The sequence below is a fragment of the Capilliphycus salinus ALCB114379 genome (assembly GCF_047276495.1).
Lineage (GTDB): Bacteria > Cyanobacteriota > Cyanobacteriia > Cyanobacteriales > Microcoleaceae > Capilliphycus > Capilliphycus salinus.
This window is the reverse complement of the sequence record NZ_CP178543.1, coordinates 3,030,593-3,045,881: the sequence shown is the minus strand read 5'-3', so window position 1 is coordinate 3,045,881 and position 15,289 is coordinate 3,030,593. Positions and strand designations below refer to the sequence as shown.

The window sequence follows — 15,289 nt, the reverse complement described above, 5'->3', positions numbered from 1 at the left end:
TTCCGGATTCTGAAGTTTATGCTTGATATTAGAATTATCCAAGATTGTGACTGAGTACAAATAGAATCGTGCATAATCTAACTTTACAAATCAATTTATCTCCAGGTGATGTTGCTTATGCGGGCGTAACGGTTCCAGTTCTCGCTAAATTTCATCGAGCTAACGTAGATGAAATACTGGCAATTGTGGATTGTTGTAAACCTCAAAAAACGAAAATTGTTGATCCAAATCGACGTTTTCCTGAACCCGGATTTTCTCAGCGAGTCGAAAAAATTTGTGCAATTGTTGAAGAACTTAAAACTCAGGGCTATATAGATCGAATTGTTTACTTAAAACCTGGGAATTCTTTGCAACCCATTCTAGCTCTTAAATATTTAGGAAACTGGGTAAATGAAACCCATGACTACGGGGGTTGCGCCCTGATGTCTTATCTGGCGGCTTTTGAGATGAGCAAAACTCGCTATCTACTGCATTATGATGCAGATATGTTGCTCTATCAATCCTTAAATTATGATTGGCCTATTGAAGCGATTTCTTTAATAGAAAAAGCGCCAAACGCTGTCGCAGCTAGCCCTAGAATTAGTCCACCTTTTAGTACAGAAAAAAAACTTCCAGATGCACCTAGTCTTCACGAAGGTAGACCATTTACTCCGGTTGCAGGAGGCTGGAAAAATGACTGGTTTAGCACTCGCTGTTACTTGATTGATATAGAAAAACTATCGACTTACTTACCCTTAATTCAAGGTAAGATTTTAGCAGAAACTTTACTCCGAAAATATCTGAAGCGGGGTTATCCAAGATCGCCAGAAATTATGATATTTCAGCGTGTTGGTCGGGCTGGAGGTTGGAGATTGAATCTGAACTCAAAGAACGCTTGGTTACTGCATCCAACCACGAAATCTCCCCGTTATCTAGAGTTATTACCTCAAATTCAACATTCAATTTTACAAGGTAAAGTTCCTCTAGAACAGAGAGGTTATGCAGATATTAAGTTGTCAGCCTGGGAAACCTTTCTTCAAGCAAAATAAAAGGAGTTTAACTGGCTTTCTTAAAAACTATTGTAAATTTTAGTTGATGGATTCAAAGATTAAATCTGATGAAAATCCTTATAAGCGCCGATCCCGAACTTCCGGTTCCTCCGAAACTTTATGGAGGAATTGAACGCATTATTGATTTATTAATTACTGAATTGCGATCGCGGGGTTATAGCATTGGGTTAGTAGCTCATCACAACTCAACCTCACCCGCTCATTATCATTTTCCCTGGCCAGGATTGCGTTCTCAAGATAAATTTGATTCCCTAAAAAATACACTAACATTATGGTCAGCCGTTCAACAATTTAAACCCGATATTCTTCATAGTTTTTCTCGCGTTCTTTACTTATTACCCCTGCTAAAATATCCTCTCCCGAAAATCATGTCTTATCAACGGGCTACAGGAGGATCGTCCGTTAAATGGGCAGCTAAACTCGCAGAAAATTATCTTACTTTTACAGGTTGCAGCGATTATATTTGTCGCCAGGGACGATCAGGCGGAGGCGTTTGGCATACCATTTACAATTGTGTTGAAACTGAAAAATACACCTTTAAACCTCATGTTGCTGACGATGCGCCGTTAGTATTTCTAAGTCGAATTGAACGGATAAAAGGCGCACATACCGCTATCAAAGTTGCACAGAAAACCGGACGAAACCTGTTAATTGCAGGAAACTACAGCACCATCGGGGAAGCAGGAAGCTATTGGGAAAACGAAATTCTCCCCCATCTTGGAAAAAATGGAATTGAATACGTTGGCACCGTCAATGATGAGCAAAAAAACGAACTTTTAGGTCAGGCGGCGGCGATGATTGTTCCGATAGAATGGGAAGAACCTTTTGGCATTGTATTTGCAGAAGCGCTCGCCTGTGGAACACCTGTGATTTCTTGTCCGAGAGGTGCATTACCTGAAATTATTCGTCCGGGAATTGATGGCTATCTTATTAACAATATAGAAGAAGCTTGTATGGCAGTAGAAAACCTGACGAAAATTGACCGTTATAATTGTCGTCAACGCGCCCAAAAATGTTTTTCTGCTTCCAAAATTGTAGACCAATATGAGCAACTTTATCACAGTTTAGTGGGTACAAGTTTAGAACAAACTCTGATGGATTGCTGATTTAAAATATAAACATTTATGAAGTTTTCCGGAGATATTGGCAAGTCTTTGTGATCTGTCGTAGAGAGTTTCTATCAAAACTTTCACTCGGATAAATTTTAAATAAATTTAAGAGGAATTAGCCTTGAACCGTAAAGTTTTGATTATCAGTCCTCATTTTCCCCCCATTAATGCGCCCGATCATCAACGGGTTAGAATGGGATTACCCTATTTTCAAAAATTCGGCTGGGAACCTCTAATTTTGACAGTACGCCCCGACTGTGTAGAGGGAATTATAGACCCGCTACTCACTCAAACTCTACCTGAAAATCTATCAATTACACCCATTAATGCGTTACCTGTTGAACAGACTCGTCGGCTAGGATTAAATAATATTGGTTGGCGGTGTCTTCCCTATTTATTTGCCGCAGGTCAGCGAATCCTAAGCACACAAAAAATAGATTTAATTTATTTCTCTACAACGGTCTTTATAACAATGGCATTAGCCCCGTTGTGGTTTCGCCGTTTTCAAGTTCCTTATCTCCTCGATTTTCAAGATCCTTGGTTAAATGACTATGGGAAAAAATATGGATACCATCGACCTCCTGGCGGTCAATTTAAGTATGCTTTTGCTCAACGACTAGCGGAAACTTTAGAGCCGTTTGCGATGGGTAAAGTCAGCCATATTATTAGCGTTTCTCCCGCATATCCCCAAACGTTACTTGAGCGATATTCGTGGCTGAAAGAAGATCAATTTACGGTTTTACCCTTTGGTGCGCCGGAAAAAGATTTTGAGTTTCTTCCTCAGTTAAACGTTAAGCAAACTGTTTTTAATTCCCATGATGGTAAACGTCATTGGCTTTATGTTGGTCGTGGCGGAAGCGATATGGCGTTGGCGTTACGAGCTTTATTTTTAGGAGTTAAATCCGAACGCGATCGCCATCCGGAATATTGGAATTCCATCAAGTTACATTTTGTTGGCACCAGTTACGCTTCGGGAGAACGAGCGACTAAAACCGTTGAACCCATAGCAGAAGAATTTGGAGTGAATGATTTAGTTGAAGAACATCCTCATCGCATTCCTTATTTTGAAGCATTACAACTTTTAGTAGATAGCGATGGAATTATACTGATTGGTTCAAATAATCCCGATTATACGGCTTCTAAATTATATCCTTGTATCTTAGCTCGCAAACCGATTTTAGCTCTATTTCACCAACAAAGTTCCGTTGTAGATATTATCAAAAATTGTCAAGCAGGTCGAGTTGTTACTTTTGATTCTCAACACGGTGCGGGCGATTTAATTCCGCAAGTTACCGAGCAATTAAATTGGTTAATTTCGACTCCAAAAAAATATCAACCTGAAACGAATTGGTTGGCTTTTAAACCCTACACAGCGCAAGAAATGACTCGACAGCAATGTGCTGTATTTGATCGAGTGTTACGTGATTTTTCAGCATCTTAATTCCCATGAGCTTATATCATCAAGTTATCGATATTTATCAAAAAGCTCAATCCCAACTCATTCGCTGGGAAAGACGACGTTTACTTCAGACTTTTTGGATTGGGGTTGGTGTATTTTTTGTTCAAAATGCTCAGTCTTTACAAACCAATAATCCCCTCGTTAGTCTGGCTGCAATTTTCGTTAGTATTGCATCCCTATATCCGATGTATCTTTGGTGTTCCGGAAAAGCCTTAGGAATGCCCATTTTTCCCTTCTTTGCTTTAACCCATTTAAACACAAATGCAATCCCTCTACTCAGCAACCATCCTCTAGTCGTTACTTATCCTCCAGAAAGCCAATTTTATGCCGGAATTACAGTTACTATTCATCTGGCAGTCGGAACTTTTTTTTGGTTAAAACAGGTTAAATCGAGTCCCCCTCCACCTCTATCTTATCGCGCTCTTGTTGATAACAAAGGAGAAAACTTTTTCTTATTAATTCTAGCGGGTGCAGTTTTCTTTCAAATGTATGCTAGGGGGAAATGGTTTGCTCTGAGCGGGGGATTATTTGCATTGGTTCGAGGAGGAATTTTAGGACTCAGTGTATTAGCTGTTTTTATTTTATCTTATCGCCAAGGGGAAAAAAAGTTAACAGGTGTTCAATCACAAATCTATATTGTTTTAATGATTTCCTATTTTATTAGTAGTGCGGCTGGATTAGTTCTCAGAGATAATGTTGGGGTTTTTTCTGTTGCTTTTATTGCTTATATTTTGGGAAGTCGTCGCATACCATTAATTACAATTGTGATGGTTTTAGCTTGTCTAACTGTTCTCCATTATGGTAAGGGTGAAATGCGAGGAAAATATTGGTTTGATCGAGGAGGATTTACATTACAACCCTGGCAGTATCCAGCCTGGTACAGCGAGTGGATCGGTTATTCTTTTGAAAACTTAAACCATGAAGAACAGGAAGAAGAAGGATCAAAAGAAAGTTCACCTTCTGAGCGCTCAAGTATAATTCAAATGTTGCTTTTAGCTCAGAAAAAATCTCCCGAAGAATATCCCTATTTAATGGGAAAAACATATCTAATTTTACCTCAGATGATACTCCCCAGAGTTATCTATCCTAACAAGCCTCGGAGTCACGAAGGAACTTATATTTTAAGTGTTTATTACGGACTACAAAGTTATCAAGATACCTATAGAACTACCATCGCTTGGGGGCTTTTAGCGGAAGCTTATGCAAACTTTGGGTTAATTGGTACTGCTGGACTCGGAATGATTCTCGGAACGGCTTATGGTAAAATTTCTCGCTGGAGTATGAACACCTCAATTCTCTCAGTACGATCGCTTTTTTCGATTCTAATTATTAGTTTTGCTGCTCAAAGTGAATGGTCAGCTAGTGTTTATGTCGCTTCTCTGTTTCAATCAAGTATGGTTTTAGTCGGAATCACATTTGTATTTATGAAAGTTATTCCCAATCGCGAACATCCTGTTTTTGAATTGATGGAATCTAATCATGATTACGAGGTTGAACATGAATAAAATTGCCATTATTACAACTCATCCGATTCAATACTATGCACCTTGGTTTCGTTACTTGGCTCAGGAAAATGACATTTCAATAAAAGTTTTTTACCTGTGGACTTTTGGCATTACTCAACAGATTGACCAAGGATTTCAACAATCAATTAAGTGGGACATTCCCTTATTGTCAGGATACAATTATGAATTTGTTCCTAACCACAGTCCCAATCCGGGAACCCATCATTTTTGGGGATTTAAAAACCCCTCTCTCTTAACCAAGGTTCAAAGCTATCAGCCGAATATTGTACTGCTAATGTGCTATAATTACGCCAGTATTTATAATTTTATTTTCCGTTGGGATACTCGTAAAATTCCCCTCATTTTTAGGGGTGACTCCCATAGAATATTACCCAGAACAGGCCTTAAAGAATGGGCGCGTCGTCAATTAATTTCTCTCATCTATCGCCGTTTTTCTGCTTGTTTATATGTAGGTAAAGCTAATTATAACTACTACTCTTATCATGGAGTTTCAGCAGAAAATTTGTTTTTTTCTCCCCATGCAGTTGATAATGATCGTTTCTTTTCTCAAACTCAAGAAGCCTTTAAACAGGCTAAACTCTGGCAACAGGAACTTCAAATTCCCGAAGATCATGCTGTTATTTTATTTGCGGGAAAATTTGAAAGCAAAAAACGACCGCTTGATTTACTTCAGGCTTTTATACAGTCTAATTTACCCCAGGTTTCACTCTTATTTGTTGGGGCGGGTTCCTTAGAAAATGAATTGCGATCGCAAGCCGCAAATCACCCATCAATCTATTTTGCCCCTTTTCAAAATCAAAGTCAAATGCCGCGAACCTATGCAGTAGCCGATCTCGTCGTTTTACCCAGTTATGGCGCTTGGGAAACCTGGGGACTGGCGATTAATGAAGCCATGTGTCTTTCCCGTCCAGTTCTTGTTAGCAATCATGTTGGATGCGCCCAAGATTTAATTCACCCCAACCGCAACGGATTAATTTTTCAGGCTGGCAATATTTCCGCTTTAAAAACTTGTCTGCAACAAGCCTTTTCTAACCGTGAAACTCTAAAAAATTGGGGAGAAGAAAGCCGCAAAATCATCAGTAACTATAGCTATGTCCAAGCGACACAAGGACTGAAAGATGCGATCAATTCTCTCAAGACTTAATCTCTAAGTAGACTCCAAAAAAATTCCATGTTCTAGTTTTAAAGATGAGACGCTATGTATACCTCTGCTTTCCAAAAAATCACGACAGATGAAATCGTTGACTCTCTCCAACAAAAAGGTTTCTTTGTTTTTGAAGAAGCCCTTACAGAACAGTATATTAATGAATTACTGCAAGAAGTAAACTTCGATCAAGTTTTGATCAATACAAACGATGTCGGTGTTGTTCTCGCCAAAAATCAGAGATTTTTAACCCATTGTCTGGCAAAATCTAAAAAAGCTTACGATTTGATCACCTCACCTCAAATTTTAGAGATTTGTAAAAACTACTTTCAAGATAGATATGTATTAATCAATCATCGTATTTATCAAACTCAAAAAATATCTCATATGCCCCTGGCATACGGACAATAATCGACAAACAGGCAGACAATTATCAAGCAAGCATAATATGCCAGGACTACTGTTTTTATTTTATCTTTCTGATGTCAGTAAAAACCCTTTTCAATTGGTTAAAGACTCTCATCTCTGGTCGCATAAACATGATTCTGAAATTTATCTCAGCGATCATTTTGTCCAAGAAAACTATAAACAAGATATTATCAGCTTTCCCTTAAAAAAAGGAAGTTTAATTCTGTGTAATATTCATGCTGTTCATCGAGCCGAACCTTTTAAAGATAACAATTATAGTCGAGAAACTCTACTCTTTCAAGTCGATCAAGTTGGTGCAAACAACATCGGACATGGGGAAACAAACTTAGTGAATACAGAATTTATTGATCGTCTGACTCCCGAAATTATGAATTATTTAGGATTCGGTTACAAAACTGATTATCCGGCTTTTCCCAATACATCAGTTGCCACGATGACCACTCAAGATATTATCACTTTACAGCGTAAATTATTACCTTTAACGCTCCAAGCAATCGCTAAAAACTTCGCTCTAAATTTATTACCAGGTGAAGCGATTATTCAAATCAAGCGGCTGCTGTGGAACTTAAAAAAAAAGCAAATTAACCGGACAAAAATTAAAGAGTCAGAATGAAAATTTTACTCATTGGAAACTATCAACCGGATGCGATTATCAGCATGGAGATATTTTTGAATGTGCTGGCTACCACTCTACCTAAATTTGGTCATCAGGTGCGAGTTTTACGTCCTCAACCCTACTTAGGAAGCTTTCAATCCACTTTAAAACCGATTCAAAAATGGTTGGGCTACATTGATAAAATAGTTCTATTTCCCTCACAACTTTATCAAGCTTTATCTTGGCCTGATATCGTGCATATTTGCGATCATGGAAATGCTATATACACCCAATATTTACAACATATTCCTCATGTCGTAACTTGCCATGATTTATTAGCAATTCGTTCGGGTTTTGGAGAATTTCCTGAATATAAAACTCGCTGGACAGGTAAGAAATTACAGCAAATGATTCTGAAGGGATTGAATCAAGCTCAAAGCGTCGTTTGTGTTTCTCAGAAAACTCAAAGCGACTTATTACGTCTTTGCTCAATTAAACCCGAGGCAGTTTCCCTAATTTACCAGGGTTTAAACTATCCCTACAGCCCAATGCAATCTTCCCAGGTTGAATATTATTTAGAACGTTTAGGAATTCCTAAAAACACCCAGTATATTTTACACGTCGGGGCGAATCATTGGTATAAAAATCGATTGGGTGTCCTTTCAATTTTTGAGAAGTTATTACCCCAGTATAAATTATCAAAACTTCATTTAGTTATGGTGGGTAAACCTTTCACCCCTGAAATGCGGGAATTTATTAAAACTCATAACTTAAGTCAAAATATCATTGAACTTGTTGACATCAATCCTGAAGATTTACGTGCGATCTATTCGGGCGCGATCGCTTTAGTTTTTCCCTCCTTACAAGAAGGTTTTGGCTGGCCAATTATAGAAGCTCAAGCCTGTGGTTGTCCGGTATTTACATCCAATCGTCCTCCTCTCAACGAAATAGGAGGTCAAGCAGCAATATACATCGATCCCACTCATCATCAACAAGCGGCCCGAACAAATTATTTTTCATCTACCTAAACGGCAACAAATAATTATTCAAGGTTTAATTAATGCTCAAAGATTTACAACCGAAAATATGATTCGAGATTATCTCACCATTTATCAAAAAGTCATTGATAACAAACGTTGAGCTAAAATTAACAAAAGTTAATATTAAAAATTCCAATATAAAGATCTCCTCACCTAAACGTTTTGATTCCGGAAAAATCAAATAAATTCTGTATTTTATAACTATCTACTCTTTACCGATCTTGTGCAGTGTTGCTGAAACTTGTATGACCTTTTTTTATAATATTAACTGTGGATCGCCATTTATTTCAAGTCATACAAACCCACTGCGGATTTGTCAAGTTGTTGCAAGTATTAACGAGCATACAGGCGGCCCTGCTTTTGCGGTCACTAGCCTCGCTGAAGTTCTTGCCAATCAGGGAATCTGTTCTTACTTATTTACCCTAGATTATCAGGAATGTGGTCAACAAGTTACAGCCTCGGGAGTTAAACTTCATAGCTATCATGCTAACCGAATTACTCGCTATATTCGAGGATTTCATCCTTTAGCGAGTCGGGCGCTGGGGGAATTAGCTGCAAGCGAATTGGATTTAATTCACAATCATGGTTTATGGATGTTTCCCAATCTTTATGCACGTCAATCTGCTCTTAAATATCATTTACCCCTGGTCATTTCAACTCATGGAATGCTGAATTCTTGGTCTTTAAAATTTAATCATTTCAAGAAATGTATAGCTTGGTTATTGTATGAATCGAAAAATTTGTCAAGTGCTACCGTTTTTCATGCAACCTCTTTTGAAGAATTTTTAGCAATTCGCAGTTTGGGCTTCAAACAACCTATTGCTATTATTCCCAATGGAGTCGAAGTAGAAAATCAAATACTTAAATCTGAGCGAGAAAGACTCGTTCAAGATTTTTCTGAATTGAAAGATAAAAAATGGTTGCTTTTTATGTCCAGAATTCATCCGAAAAAAGGCTTAGAAAATTTGATATTAACTTGGAAAATAATTTCAGGAATATTCGACGATTGGCATTTAGTTATCGCCGGCCCCGATACATTAGGATATCAAAAAAAGTTAGAAATCTTAGCCGCAGAGTTGTGTCTTCAGGAGCGCGTAACATTTACAGGTATGCTCTCTGCACAGAAAAAAAAGATTGCATTATCTAATGCTAATTTATTCGTATTACCAACCTATTCTGAAAATTTTGGTATTGCGATCGCTGAAGCTTTAGCCTATGGAGTTCCAGTCATTACAACTAAAGGTGCGCCCTGGGAAGACTTATTAACCTATGACTGTGGTTGGTGGATTGAAAACACGCGATCTCAACTTGCAGGCGCTTTAACTGAGGCGATGCAACTGTCCGATCGAGAACGTGAAGCAATGGGTTTAAGAGGAAGAGATTTAGTAAAAACTAAATATTCTTGGGACTCAATTGCTCAACAAATGTCTCAAGTCTATCAGTGGATTTTTCGAGGATATGATCCTCCAAATTGTATACATTTTTAGATCCTACAAGTTGATCAACAACAGCTAAATTATTACCGTTAAAATACCAAAAAACTATGTCAAAAGTCCTTGGTCTTAATAAAATTCATCTGTGGTTGCCGAATATGTTTGAATTCAAAGGAGGGATTCAAGTTTACTCATCCTTTTTTTTAGAAGCCTTACAACAGATTAAAAATTCAGTTAAATATGATCTCTTTTTAAAACATGACACTCAGATTTCTACTGGATTTACTCCTCTGAGCAATACTCAGTTTCACTTTGCCGGCAAATGGCCAGTAAAAGTGCGAACTGCTATTTTTGGCAGTCAAATACTTGCAGGTGGAATTTTAAAACATCCCGATCTGATTATTAGCACCCATCTAAATTTTACCGTAGCTGCTGACTATTTAAAACAACTAACAGGTATTCCCTATTGGGCGATCGCACACGGAATAGAAGCATGGAATATTCAACGTCCTTCCCTACAAAAAGCACTCCATAATGCCGATAAAATTCTCTGTGTTAGTAACTATACACGCGACCGCTTAATTCAAGAACAAAATTTAAACCCTAAAAAACTATCACTTTTACCGAATACATTCGACAGCAATCGATTTAAAATTTCCAGCAAACCTTCCTATCTATTAGAGCGATACCAACTCCAACCCGAACAGCCAATTCTATTAACTGTTAATCGTTTAGTCAGTCAGGAATCCTATCGAGGATATGACAAAATTCTAGAAATCTTACCGCAAATCCGTCAAGTTATACCTAACATTCATTATATTATTGCGGGAAAAGGAGACGACCGACCTCGATTAGAAAAAGCAATTGCTCAAAAACAGCTTCAAGATTGTGTTACCCTAGCCGGATTCGTTCCCGATTCAGAACTTTGCGATCATTATAATCTTTGTGATGTGTTTGCAATGCCGAGCAAACTTGAAGGATTTGGTATTGTTTTTTTAGAAGCTTTAGCCTGTGGTAAACCCGTTATCGGAGGAAATTTAGATGGTGCAACTGATGCTTTATGTCAGGGTGAATTAGGGGCTTTAGTTAATCCCGATGATAGCAAAGAAATTGCTCAAACATTAGTTAAAATTTTACAGCGCACCTATCCACTTTCCCTGATGTATCAACCCGAAAATTTACGAAAGAGAGTCATTGAAATATACGGATTTGAGCAGTTTAAAGCCCGCTTAAATCAATCGATAAATAATTTTTGTAACCCTAGATAAATACAGGAGCGTCTTAAATGTCTCAAAAACTAGCGATCAAACCTCAAAACCGTTATCCTCATATCTGTCATGTTGTTGCCAGTATTAATGAAGAAGTTGGAGGGCCAGCTTATTCAGTAACCCATCTCACTCAAGCCTTATCCGAAAAGCAAATATTTCCTCACTTGTTCACCTTAAACTATCAAAAAGTCGGGGAGCAAGTGACTACAAATGGAGTTCAACTACATAGCTACAATGCCACTGTAATTGCTCGATATCTACGAGGTTTTCAACCCAGTGCTTACCAACATCTTGAACAACTTGCTTCTACTGAAATTGATCTAATTCATAATCATGGTTTATGGATGTTTCCAAATATTTATGCTCGTAAAGCTGCTCTTGTCAATCGATTACCTTTAGTGATTTCTCCCCGAGGAATGTTAGAGTCATGGTCGCTGAGAAATAGTTGGTATAAAAAATGGTTAGCTTTGATTTTATATGAACGAAAAAATCTCAACAGTGCTACAGCTTTTCATGCTACTTCCGAGGAAGAAGTTCGGTCAATTCGCCGACTCGGTTATAAACAACCCATCGCATTAATTCCCAATGGAATCACCATTCCATCCTTGTATAATTTACCCGATCGCCAAGTCTTAAATCAAGCCTTTCCCGAACTAGAAGATAAAAAAATATTACTCTTTTTATCGCGACTCCATCCCAAAAAAGGAATAGATAATCTCCTGTATGTTTGGCAATCATTAATCAATCAATTTCCCCAATGGCATCTGATTATTGCCGGGCCTGATTTAATTGGCTACCGGGCAAAACTTCAATCTTTAACCAGTCAATTAGGATTAACAAAACAGGTGACATTTACCGGAATGCTTTCAGGGGAATTGAAAGTCGCCGCTCTCAGTCAATCTGATTTATTTGTCCTCCCCACTCATTCAGAAAACTTTGGAATTGCTATCGCTGAGTCCCTTGCTTATGGTGTTCCTGCCATTACAACTAAAGGTGCGCCTTGGAAAGATTTAGTTGAATATCGTTGTGGTTGGTGGATTGACGATCACCAAAATGCTTTAAAAGAAGCTCTAATCGAAGCAATTCAATTGTCGGATCGCGAACGTCAAGAAATGGGATTTCGAGGACGAATAATGGTCGAACAAAAATATTCTTGGGGTGTAATTGCTGAGGAAATGTCAAAAGTTTATCACTGGATATTAGGGGAGGGGGATCGTCCGAGTAGCGTTGATTTTTATTAACATTAAATCATCAATCGTTCCGGATATTAAATCTAACGCTGGAAGAAGGGATTATAACATGAAGATTTCCGCGATTTCAAGTTATCCTAAACTGACCAAATTTCATGCGAATTAATATTGTTACAGGCCCTTGGCTTCCTGTTCCTCCCCTACAAGGCGGTTCAACAGGAAGAATTTGGCAAGGTTTAGCAGAATCTTTTGCAACTCAAGGTCATCAAGTTAAAATTCTCTGTCGATCCTATCCGGGTCAACCGAATCACGAAATCAGGAATAAAGTCACCTATATTCGTCGAGGCGGGCTTCCTCAAAGCACCAATATTTACCTAGATTTAGTTAAAGATTTTGCTTATGGTCTGACCACATTTCCAACTTTACCCTCGGCAGATATTTTAATTATTAATGATTTTTGGTTGCCTTTTTTTGCCTCGGTTTTTCGTCCCGATGCGGGTAAAATTGTCATTCATGCGGGTCGCTTTCCCAAAGGTCAATATCGCTTGGGTTTGTATGCGGGTGTAACTCGGTTTGTGGCTTTATCTCGGGTTATTCAAGAGGGAATTTCCCAAGAAGATCCTGCTGCTATTCCACGAATGCGAATTATTCCAAATCCGATTGATACTTCTATTTTTTCGCCTCCGACTTCTCCCCAAGTTCATCGAGAGGAAAAAACAATTTTATATGTGGGTCGAGTTCATCCCGAAAAAGGAATTCATCTTCTTATAGATGCTTTCAAAATTTTAGTTGAGAAAATTCCCCAAGTTCGCTTAAAAATCGTCGGCCCGTTCAAAGGAACTCAAGGAGGCGGAGGAGAAGAATATTTCCGCATACTTAAGACCAAAGCTGAAGGTTTACCGATTGATTTTTTAGATGCGATTTTTGATCCTTATAAACTCGCTGATACTTATCGTTCTGCCGACTTATTTTGCTACCCTTCCCTCGCGGAAAAAGGAGAAGCTTTTCCCGTTGCTCCTCTCGAAGCTATGGCGACAGGTTTAGTTCCTGTTGTTTCTAATCTTGCTTGTTTTGAAGACTATATTCAAGAAGGGATTGATGGCTATTTTTTCGATCATCGTAGCGATCGAGCCGTTGAAAATCTCGCGGAAACATTCACCGCAGCTATTACCGATTGGGAAAAAACGCTTGAAATTGGGTTAAATGTGGCTCAAAAAGCACAGAATTATAGCTATGAAAAGATTGCAAATATCTATCTTGATGATTTTGCACAATTACTAAACAATATAAAGGTTTAGCTTTGCTTTTTTAAATGATCTAATTTTCCCGTCACATATTTTAAACAAATAACCTAAATTTAGGCACAAGTTTATGCTAGAAAAAATAACACCTTTGATTCTCACTTACAACGAATCTCCCAACATCTATCGCACACTTAAACAATTGACTTGGGCGAAACGAATTGTAGTTATTGACAGCTACAGTACCGACTCAACCTTAGAAATTTTCAAGTCTTATCCTCAAGTTGAGATATTTCAACGGGAGTTTGATACTCATACTAATCAATGGAACTATGGCTTGGAAAAAGTCACATCAGAATGGGTATTGTCTCTCGATGCTGACTATCGGTTAACAGATGAACTGATAGAGGAACTCAAAAAAATACCTGTTAATACTCAATTCGATAGTTATTTTGTACGGTTTAGATACTGTGTTTTTGGTCAACCGTTACGGGGAACAATACTTCCCCCTCGTGAGGTTTTATTTAAACGAGAAAAAGCCATCTATATTGATGATGGACACACGCAATTATTGCAAGTCAAGGGAAACTCAGGAATGTTATCTTCTTGTATCGATCACGACGATCGCAAATCTCTGAGTCGTTGGTTATGGGCGCAAGATCGCTACATGATTATCGAAGCAAAAAAACTTTTAGAAACACCTGCATCAGAATTAAGTTTGAGCGACCGCATCCGACAAAAAATAATTTTTGCTCCCTTTATTGTCCTTTTTTATTGCTTAATTTTCAAAGGGGGTATTTTCGAGGGTCGGGCTGGTTTTTATTATGCTTTTCAGCGGACTTTAGCCGAACTTTGGCTTTCAATTCGGTTATTGGAAAATCGCCAATAATCTTGAAGTTTTATCGACTTTATCAAGGGTAGCAATCCCCATCTAAACTGATGGCGATCGCTACCTGCTTAAAAACTGATACAGTTGTTTGAGCGTCGAGATTAATTTTCTAAAAACCAGCGGACAAAATCTAAAACTTAGTCAATTTTATTGTCCTTAAATCTTGAACTTACCATTTTTGTCTAGCCCAGACTGTCCCTTTCCAAATCGTAATAAATAAAGCGCTGGTAATCAAAGCACCTAAATTCCATTTAATCGAACGTTTAAGCAGATTTTGACGTTGGGTGCTACGGGCTTCTTTCGCTCGGGTTGTAATTTGTTGATCGCTATTGGCGACCACCGTTGATAGACGAGTTTTGATGTCTTCAAATTGCTGAAAACTTTCAATCTCTGGTGTACCAGCTTGAGGATTAATCCGACTTAATAAATCTTCCATTTCTGCCGGATTATTCACCGTTTTCAGTTGGTCTTGAACCTGTTGAATCTGAGTTTTAACTTGATTCACCTGAGTCGAGAGTTGTTGATTAGCTTGGCGATCAATTCTCAAGGTATTAAATAGCCCAAGTGGAATCAATAATAAAAATATAATTCCATAGACTAAAGCAAACCAAGATAAAAAATTTAAAACCGGAATTTCCCAACGATCTCGGGAATTGCGTTCACCAAAAAAGATTAAGACAAAAGCCAGGAGAGGAACCGCCACTCGTTCAACTAACTGTCCCATCGTTTGCAATTCCCAAGACGGATTCATAAAGTCAGGCGGATACAAGATATCAATTAAGTCAAATAAACTCAAAACTAAAAATCCATATCCGACCCATCGCACGAGATTAATTGAACGTAGAAGACTGATATTAAAACGCCGTAATACTTCTACAGATTGATGAGAAGAAGAACTATCAACTTGAGTCATGGCT

General features: G+C 38.1%; 14 protein-coding genes. 13 read left to right on the top strand and 1 reads right to left on the bottom strand.

Going from position 1 to position 15,289, the window contains the following annotated elements; translation table 11 throughout:
* Nucleotides 1-68: 68 nt before the first annotated feature.
* The 13 genes from ACL6C3_RS12590 to ACL6C3_RS12530 all read left to right on the top strand — a co-directional run bounded on the left by ACL6C3_RS12590 (nt 69) and on the right by ACL6C3_RS12530 (nt 14,372).
* Entirely contained in the window at nt 69-1,028 is a 960-nt protein-coding gene (locus ACL6C3_RS12590; RefSeq protein WP_413167505.1) for a hypothetical protein, read from the top strand.
* A 68-nt stretch (nt 1,029-1,096) separates the two neighbouring features.
* Complete coding sequence (locus ACL6C3_RS12585) at nt 1,097-2,155, top strand: glycosyltransferase (protein ID WP_413167504.1); 1,059 nt, start codon at nt 1,097-1,099, stop codon at nt 2,153-2,155.
* A gap of 124 nt (nt 2,156-2,279) precedes the next feature.
* Nucleotides 2,280-3,599, top strand: coding sequence for a hypothetical protein (locus ACL6C3_RS12580; RefSeq protein WP_413167503.1), 1,320 nt, complete (start codon nt 2,280-2,282; stop codon nt 3,597-3,599).
* Between the two features lie 5 nt (nt 3,600-3,604).
* Nucleotides 3,605-5,122, top strand: a complete 1,518-nt coding sequence (locus ACL6C3_RS12575) for a hypothetical protein (protein ID WP_413167502.1) — start codon at nt 3,605-3,607, stop codon at nt 5,120-5,122.
* Nucleotides 5,115-6,287 (top strand): glycosyltransferase family 4 protein, encoded by a 1,173-nt coding sequence (locus ACL6C3_RS12570; RefSeq protein ID WP_413167501.1) that lies wholly within the window; start codon nt 5,115-5,117, stop codon nt 6,285-6,287. The genes ACL6C3_RS12575 and ACL6C3_RS12570 overlap by 8 nt, the downstream gene beginning before the upstream one ends.
* A 54-nt stretch (nt 6,288-6,341) precedes the next feature.
* Complete coding sequence (locus tag ACL6C3_RS12565; RefSeq protein ID WP_413167500.1) at nt 6,342-6,698, top strand: hypothetical protein; 357 nt, start codon at nt 6,342-6,344, stop codon at nt 6,696-6,698.
* A 37-nt stretch (nt 6,699-6,735) separates the two neighbouring features.
* On the top strand, nt 6,736-7,329 hold the full coding sequence (locus ACL6C3_RS12560) for a hypothetical protein (protein WP_413167499.1): 594 nt from the start codon (nt 6,736-6,738) through the stop codon (nt 7,327-7,329).
* Nucleotides 7,326-8,339 (top strand): glycosyltransferase family 4 protein, encoded by a 1,014-nt coding sequence (locus ACL6C3_RS12555; RefSeq protein ID WP_413167498.1) that lies wholly within the window; start codon nt 7,326-7,328, stop codon nt 8,337-8,339. The genes ACL6C3_RS12560 and ACL6C3_RS12555 overlap by 4 nt, the downstream gene beginning before the upstream one ends.
* Before the next feature lie 257 nt (nt 8,340-8,596).
* Nucleotides 8,597-9,838, top strand: a complete 1,242-nt coding sequence (locus ACL6C3_RS12550; protein WP_413167497.1) for a glycosyltransferase — start codon at nt 8,597-8,599, stop codon at nt 9,836-9,838.
* 56 nt (nt 9,839-9,894) lie between these two features.
* Complete coding sequence (locus tag ACL6C3_RS12545) at nt 9,895-11,052, top strand: glycosyltransferase (RefSeq protein WP_413167496.1); 1,158 nt, start codon at nt 9,895-9,897, stop codon at nt 11,050-11,052.
* 17 nt (nt 11,053-11,069) lie between these two features.
* The gene (locus ACL6C3_RS12540) at nt 11,070-12,293 is read left to right on the top strand and encodes a glycosyltransferase (RefSeq protein WP_413167495.1); all 1,224 of its coding nucleotides are present in this window, start codon (nt 11,070-11,072) and stop codon (nt 12,291-12,293) included.
* Nucleotides 12,294-12,397: 104 nt separating this feature from the next.
* Nucleotides 12,398-13,540, top strand: a complete 1,143-nt coding sequence (locus tag ACL6C3_RS12535) for a glycosyltransferase family 4 protein (RefSeq protein WP_413167494.1) — start codon at nt 12,398-12,400, stop codon at nt 13,538-13,540.
* 73 nt (nt 13,541-13,613) lie between these two features.
* The gene (locus tag ACL6C3_RS12530) at nt 13,614-14,372 is read left to right on the top strand and encodes a glycosyltransferase family 2 protein (RefSeq protein ID WP_413167493.1); all 759 of its coding nucleotides are present in this window, start codon (nt 13,614-13,616) and stop codon (nt 14,370-14,372) included.
* A gap of 169 nt (nt 14,373-14,541) precedes the next feature.
* On the opposite strand, the gene ACL6C3_RS12525 is transcribed toward ACL6C3_RS12530, so the two are convergent.
* Nucleotides 14,542-15,285 (bottom strand): HpsJ family protein, encoded by a 744-nt coding sequence (locus ACL6C3_RS12525; RefSeq protein ID WP_413167492.1) that lies wholly within the window; start codon nt 15,283-15,285, stop codon nt 14,542-14,544.
* Nucleotides 15,286-15,289 lie beyond the last annotated feature (4 nt).

What these genes read in the sequence shown, in the direction of transcription:
- ACL6C3_RS12585 (WP_413167504.1), top strand. Translation starts at nt 1,097, where the DNA reads ATGAAAATCCTTATAAGCGCCGATCCCGAACTTCCGGTTCCTCCGAAA.
- ACL6C3_RS12575 (WP_413167502.1), top strand. Translation starts at nt 3,605, where the DNA reads ATGAGCTTATATCATCAAGTTATCGATATTTATCAAAAAGCTCAATCC.
- ACL6C3_RS12570 (WP_413167501.1), top strand. Translation starts at nt 5,115, where the DNA reads ATGAATAAAATTGCCATTATTACAACTCATCCGATTCAATACTATGCA.
- ACL6C3_RS12565 (WP_413167500.1), top strand. Translation starts at nt 6,342, where the DNA reads ATGTATACCTCTGCTTTCCAAAAAATCACGACAGATGAAATCGTTGAC.
- ACL6C3_RS12560 (WP_413167499.1), top strand. Translation starts at nt 6,736, where the DNA reads ATGCCAGGACTACTGTTTTTATTTTATCTTTCTGATGTCAGTAAAAAC.
- ACL6C3_RS12555 (WP_413167498.1), top strand. Translation starts at nt 7,326, where the DNA reads ATGAAAATTTTACTCATTGGAAACTATCAACCGGATGCGATTATCAGC.
- ACL6C3_RS12550 (WP_413167497.1), top strand. Translation starts at nt 8,597, where the DNA reads ATGACCTTTTTTTATAATATTAACTGTGGATCGCCATTTATTTCAAGT.
- ACL6C3_RS12545 (WP_413167496.1), top strand. Translation starts at nt 9,895, where the DNA reads ATGTCAAAAGTCCTTGGTCTTAATAAAATTCATCTGTGGTTGCCGAAT.
- ACL6C3_RS12540 (WP_413167495.1), top strand. Translation starts at nt 11,070, where the DNA reads ATGTCTCAAAAACTAGCGATCAAACCTCAAAACCGTTATCCTCATATC.
- ACL6C3_RS12535 (WP_413167494.1), top strand. Translation starts at nt 12,398, where the DNA reads ATGCGAATTAATATTGTTACAGGCCCTTGGCTTCCTGTTCCTCCCCTA.
- ACL6C3_RS12530 (WP_413167493.1), top strand. Translation starts at nt 13,614, where the DNA reads ATGCTAGAAAAAATAACACCTTTGATTCTCACTTACAACGAATCTCCC.
- ACL6C3_RS12525 (WP_413167492.1), bottom strand. Translation starts at nt 15,285, where the DNA reads ATGACTCAAGTTGATAGTTCTTCTTCTCATCAATCTGTAGAAGTATTA.